5 protein-coding genes and 1 tRNA gene are annotated in these 5,676 nt (G+C 68.4%); 3 read left to right on the top strand and 3 right to left on the bottom strand.

What is annotated here, in order from left to right; translation table 11 throughout:
* On the top strand, window positions 1-410 hold a 410-nt coding region (locus Q0066_RS15035; protein ID WP_298134365.1), incomplete at its 5' end, for an enolase C-terminal domain-like protein.
* 179 nt (window positions 411-589) lie between these two features.
* Here the strand turns inward: Q0066_RS15035 and mshC are convergent.
* A complete protein-coding gene (gene mshC / locus Q0066_RS15030) occupies window positions 590-1,816 on the bottom strand; it encodes a cysteine--1-D-myo-inosityl 2-amino-2-deoxy-alpha-D-glucopyranoside ligase (protein ID WP_298134363.1) in 1,227 nt (408 codons plus the stop codon).
* Between the two features lie 254 nt (window positions 1,817-2,070).
* Between mshC and Q0066_RS15025 the strand changes: the two genes are divergently transcribed.
* The gene (locus Q0066_RS15025) at window positions 2,071-2,904 is read left to right on the top strand and encodes an undecaprenyl-diphosphate phosphatase (protein WP_298134366.1); all 834 of its coding nucleotides are present in this window, start codon (window positions 2,071-2,073) and stop codon (window positions 2,902-2,904) included.
* Window positions 2,905-3,047: 143 nt separating this feature from the next.
* On the opposite strand, the gene Q0066_RS15020 is transcribed toward Q0066_RS15025, so the two are convergent.
* Window positions 3,048-4,013 (bottom strand): aldo/keto reductase, encoded by a 966-nt coding sequence (locus Q0066_RS15020; RefSeq protein WP_298134362.1) that lies wholly within the window; start codon window positions 4,011-4,013, stop codon window positions 3,048-3,050.
* 110 nt (window positions 4,014-4,123) lie between these two features.
* Window positions 4,124-5,440 (bottom strand): M20/M25/M40 family metallo-hydrolase, encoded by a 1,317-nt coding sequence (locus Q0066_RS15015; RefSeq protein WP_298134360.1) that lies wholly within the window; start codon window positions 5,438-5,440, stop codon window positions 4,124-4,126.
* Window positions 5,441-5,589: 149 nt separating this feature from the next.
* Between Q0066_RS15015 and Q0066_RS15010 the strand changes: the two genes are divergently transcribed.
* A tRNA-Leu gene (locus tag Q0066_RS15010) sits at window positions 5,590-5,675 on the top strand.
* Window position 5,676 lies beyond the last annotated feature (1 nt).

The raw sequence follows: 5,676 nt of genomic DNA, 5'->3' as shown, positions 1-5,676 counted from the left end.
CCCCGGTGTGCCTGGACGAGTCGGTGCTGTCCCTCGACGACGCGATGACTGCGATCCGGCTGGGCGCCGCCGACGTGATCAACATCAAACCCAGCCGGGTCGGCGGCTATCTCACCTCGCGACAGATCCACGACGTCTGCCTGGCCAACGGCGTTCCAGTGTTTTGCGGCGGCACCCTGGAGACCGCGATCGGACGGGCCGCGAACCTGGCCCTGGCCACATTGCCCGGCTTTACTCTGCCCGGCGACATCTCCGCCACGTCCCGGTACTACGCCGCCGACGTCGGCCCCTCATTCGAACTGGACGCCGACGGCTGCCTGACCGCGCCGTCCGGCCCAGGCATCGGCATCCAGGTCGATCTAGCCGCCGTCCAGGAGTTCACCGTGGAGTCCACCACCCTCACCCTCTAGACCTCGCACATGCGGGGACGGTTCTTCGACGTTCGGCATTCGCATCTTCGGGGACGGTTCTTCAACGTTCGAAATTCGCACGAGTAAGAACCGTCCCCGATGTGCGAAATTCGGAGGACCAAGAACCGTCCCCGGACGTGCGGATTTCGCACACCGGAGAACCGTTCCCGGAAGTTCGATCAGAGGCGGACGCCGAGCAGGGCGTCCAGCGCTTCGGTCACCGTCGCGCCGGCGGACGGGTCGTCGCCGGAGTCCGAGGCCCAAGCGTCCATCGCGGCCAGGGCGGCCGGCGAATCAAGGTCGTTGCGTAGGGCATGCCGGAGGGCGGCGATCAGCGGTTCGGCGGACGGGGCTGCGGGACGGGCCACCGCCTCCCGCCAGCGGGTCAGGCGCTGCTGCGCCTCGGTCAGCGCGTTCGCCGTCCATTCCCAGTCGGTGCGGTAGTGATGGGCGAGCAGCCCGAGCCGGATCGCCATCGGGTCGGCGCCGGAAGCACGCAACCGGCTGACCAGCACCAGGTTGCCCCGGGATTTGCTCATCTTCTCGCCGTGCAGGCCGACCATTCCGGAATGCACATAAGCCTTCGCGAACGGCTGCCGGGTCGCCATCGCACCCTCGGCGGCGCACATCTCGTGATGCGGGAAGATCAGATCGGAGCCGCCGCCCTGAATATCGAACGAGGCGCCCAGATACTGCAGCGCGATCGCGGTGCATTCGATGTGCCAGCCGGGCCGTCCGCGTCCCAGTCGCGATTCCCAGGACGGCTCACCGGGGCGCTCCAGCCGCCAGACCAGACAGTCCAGCGGATCCTTCTTGCCCGGACGGTCCGGGTCACCGCCACGCTCGGCGAACAGCGCCACGGCCTCGTCGTCGGTCAGCTTGGAGAGCCGTCCGAAACCGGGCGCGCGGTGGACCTCGAAGTACCAGTCCGGGTACTCGGCGTCGTCCACCTGATAGATCGCCCCGGTCAGCTTGAGCGACTCGATCAGCTCGACCACCGCCGGGATCGCCTCGACGGCACCGATGTAGTGCTGCGGCGGCAGCACCCGCAACGCCGTCATGTCCTCACGGAACAGGTTCACCTGATCCTCCGCGAGGTCTTCCCAGGCCACCCCGGTCTGCTCGGCCCGCTCCAGCAGCGGATCGTCCACGTCGGTGACGTTCTGGGTGTAGATCACCCGGTACCCACAGTCGAGCAGCACCCGGTACATCAGGTCATAGGCGACATAGGTGTTGGCATGGCCGAGATGCGTCGCGTCATAGGGGGTGATGCCGCAGACGTAGAAACGTGCCTCGTCATTGTCCGGCACGATGTCGACGAGTTCGTCGAGTGCGGTGTCGTGAATCCGTAGCCGGCCGGCTGCGCCGTCCAGGGTGGGTACGTCCGGCGCGGTCCAGGCTTTCACCGATTCCTCCTCTTTGGCGCCACCTCAGGGCCGGACGCCAGCGTATCGTCGCGACGGCACCCACCCGGCACGGCGCGGGTGGGCTCCCGTGGTCTACGAGGTCGCTGCGTTCTCAACCTCGGCGATCACCGCGGCATTCCTGAATATCTGAATATCTGATGACGCCTCGCCGCTCGCCCCGCAATGCGGCGCGGAAGCGGCCGGAAGGGCCAGCTAAGCTGTCCGGCGGCCATCTCGCCGGAAGGAAACCCATGATCAACTGGTGGCAATCGATCGTGCTCGGCATCGTCGAGGGCATCACCGAGTTCCTGCCCATCTCGTCCACCGGGCACCTCACCGTGGCCGAGAAGCTGATGGGTGTGCCGATCGACGATCCGAGCATCACCGCATACACCGCGATCATTCAGGTGGGCGCGATGATCGCCTCGATCATCTACTTCTGGTCCGACATCGTCCGGTTCGGCGGCGCTTGGTTCAGCGGACTGCGGGACGTCTCGAAGCGGAACTCCGACTACCGGATGGGCTGGGCGATCATCGCCGGCTTCGCCGTCACTGCGGTTATCGCACTACTGGGCGAGCCGCTGATCACCGGGCCGCTGCGCAGCCTGTGGGCGGTCGTCATCGGCCTGGTGGGCTGGTCGATCGTGATGTTCATCGGCGACCGGGTCGGCAAGCAGACCCGCGGCGAGGACTCCATCACGGTCAAGGACGGCCTCATCCTCGGCGCCCTGCAGTCGCTGGCACTGGTGCCCGGCGTCTCCCGCTCGGGCGCCACCATCACCACCGGCCTGCTGCTCGGCCTCGACCGGGTCTCGGCGACCCGGATGAGCTTCTTCCTCGGCATTCCGACGCTGGTGGCGTCCGGGCTGTACCAGGCGGTCAAGGAAGCCAAGCACATCGCGGACGGGGTCGGCTGGGCGTCCACCATGGTCGGCACGGTGGTCTCCGGTGTGGTCGCCTACGTCTCCATCGCCTGGCTGCTGCGGTACGTCTCGAAGAACAACTTCACCTGGTTCATCGTGTACCGGCTCGCGCTGGCCGCCGTCATCATCGTGCTGCTGGTCACCCAGACGATCAGCGCCACCTGAGCCGGACGCGGCCCGTAGCACACCGGGGGATCCTGCACCTCCGCCGGGGCCGCAGGCCGCTCCCCAAGGCCCTCCCTAACTAGTTCTGCCCTCCCGCATGCGGGAGGGCAGAACTAGTTAGGGAGGGCTCTATCGGGTGCCGACTAAGCAGAACGCCCGGCGTTCGGACCGCCGCTGACATCGTCCAGGGCGGCGGTGATCTCGGCGGGCAACTCCAGCTCTTCGGTTTCCAGCAGATGGTCGAGTTGTTCGACGGTGCGCGGACCGATCAGCGGCGCGGTCACGCCGGGAGCATCCCTGGTCCACAGCAGCGCCACCTGCGCGCAGGACAGGTCGAGGCCGTCCGCGGCGGTCGCCACGGCGTCCACCACCGAGCGTGAGCGGGGCTCGAGGTAGGGCTCGACGAACCAGGAGAAGTGGGTCTGCCCACCACGGGAATCGCGCGGTATGCCCGTCCGGTAACGCCCGGCGAGCACGCCGCGGCCCAGCGGGGACCAGGCCAGCAGGCCCATGCCGAAGGCACGGACGGCCGGAATCACCTCGACCTCGGCACGGCGGGCCAGCAGTGAGTACTCCACCTGGGTGCTGACCATCGGGGCCCGTCCGGGGAAGGCGGCCTGCCAGGTCGCTGCCTGCGCGGTCTGCCAGCCGACGAAGTTCGACACGCCGGCGTAGCGCACCATGCCGGTGGACACCGCGTGGTCGACGGCGGCCAGCGACTCCTCCAGCGGCGCCGCACCCCAGGCGTGCAGCTGCCACAGATCGACGTGGTCGGTGTGCAGCCGCCGCAGCGAACCCGCCAGGTCGTCCAGCAACGCCGTCCGCGAGGTGTCGACCACCCGGCGCCCACCCCGGACGCCGAAGCCGCCCTTGGTGGCGATCACCAGGTCGTCGCGGGTGAGGTCGGTGTGGATGGCCCGGCCGATGATCCGTTCGGCGTCGCCGTTGCCGTAGGCGGCCGCGGTGTCGACCAGCGTGCCGCCGGCTTCGACGAACCTGTTGAGCAGGGCGCGCGCCTGGCTGGGTGGGACGTCGCGGCCCCAGGTCAGCGAGCCGAGGCCGAGACGCGACACCTGCAGGCCGCTGTCTCCGACGGCACGACGATCCATGGCGGCAACCCTAGGGGGTCCGAGGCCGCTCGCCCCACGCTGCTCGCCGCGTCCGAGCCGCCCTTGTCCACGACATCAGCACGCTCTCGGGTGCCAAGGTCCCGCGACGATCAGGCCTGGTCGAGGAACCGGTCCAGCACCCGCGCGCCGAACTCCAGCGACGCCGTCGGCACCCGCTCATCGACGCCGTGGAACATCGCCACGAAGTCGAGGTCGGGCGGCAGCTGCAGCGGAGCGAACCCGAAGCAGCGCACGCCGAGCTTCGACCAGGCCTTGGCGTCGGTGCCGCCGCTCATCAGGTAGGGCACCGCCTTGCCCTGCGGATCCTCGGCCTCCAGACAAGACTGCATCGCCTCGACCAGCGCGCCGGAGAACTCGGTCTCGACCGCGTCATAGTGACTGCCGATCTCATAACGGACCTTGTCACCGAGCAGTTCGGTGAGGGTGGCGAAGAACTCGTCGGAGTAGCCGGGAATGAATCGGCCGTCGACGCCGGCGGTGGCCTTGCCGGGGATCACGTTCACCTTGTAGCCGGCGTTCAGCATCGTCGGGTTGGCGGTGTTGGCCATCGTGGCACCCACCATCCGCGCGATGGTGCCCAGCCGCGCCAGCGACTCCTCCACCGAATCGGCGTTGATCTCGACGCCGAGGGCGTCCTCGACCGCGTCCAGGAACGCCTGCTGGGCGGGATGGATGCGGTGCGGCCACTCGTGGGTGCCGATCCGGGCGACCGCCCCGGCCAGCGCGGTGACGGCGTTGTCGGAGTTGCGCATCGAGCCGTGGCCAGCGGTACCGTCCGCGATCAGATTGAGCCAGGCCAGACCCTTCTCGGCGGTCTGGATCAGGTAGAGCCGCAGGTCGTCGCGGACGGTGAGCGAGAAGCCGCCCACCTCGCCGATCGCCTCCGGGCAGTCCGCGATCAGCTCAGGATGCTTCTCGACCAGCCAATGCGCGCCCAGGCCGCTGCCGGCCTCCTCGTCGGCGGTGAACGCGAACCTGATCGGACGCCGCGGCGCGCGTCCGGTGCGGACCCGGTCACGGACCACCGACAGCACCATGGCGTCGAAGTCCTTCATGTCGACCGCGCCACGACCCCACACGCAGCCGTCCTTGACCTCGCCGGCGAACGGGTCGACCTGCCAGTCGGACGCCTGGGCCGGCACCACGTCGGTATGCCCATGGATCAGCAGCGGCGGCAGCGACGAATCGCAGCCCTCCGGCTCCCAGTGCGCGATCAGGCTGGTGCGGTTCGCCTCCGGTTCGTACAGCTGCGAGTCGATGCCCACGTCGGCCAACTTCTCGGCGACGTACTCGGCGGCGCCACGCTCGCCCTTCGAGCCGTCCGGCCCGAAATTGGAGGTGTCGATCCGGATCAGTTCACTGCACAGTTGGACGACTTCGGACTCGGGGGCACTCTGCACGCTCATGCCGCCCATCTTGCCGTACCTCTCGGGCCGGGACGGCGTCCGGATCACTGGGAGGTGGCTCCTCGCGGACTGCGATTCGGTCGAGTTGAGCGTGCCCGGTCCAGCCGGATATGCTGACGTGGTTGCCCGGTCCGCCGGGTGCACACCCTGTCCGGGTGGCGGAATAGGTAGACGCGCTAGCTTGAGGTGCTAGTGCCCGTTATAGGGCGTGGAGGTTCAAGTCCTCTCTCGGACAC

The sequence above is a fragment of the Micropruina sp. genome, assembly GCF_027492755.1.
Taxonomy (GTDB): domain Bacteria; phylum Actinomycetota; class Actinomycetes; order Propionibacteriales; family Propionibacteriaceae; genus Micropruina.
This window is presented reverse-complemented; position numbering and strand designations above follow the sequence as displayed.

Excerpts from the sequence above, each read along its gene's own strand:
- Q0066_RS15020 (WP_298134362.1), bottom strand. The coding sequence starts at position 4,013 with ATGGATCGTCGTGCCGTCGGAGACAGCGGCCTGCAGGTGTCGCGTCTC.
- Q0066_RS15015 (WP_298134360.1), bottom strand. The coding sequence starts at position 5,440 with ATGAGCGTGCAGAGTGCCCCCGAGTCCGAAGTCGTCCAACTGTGCAGT.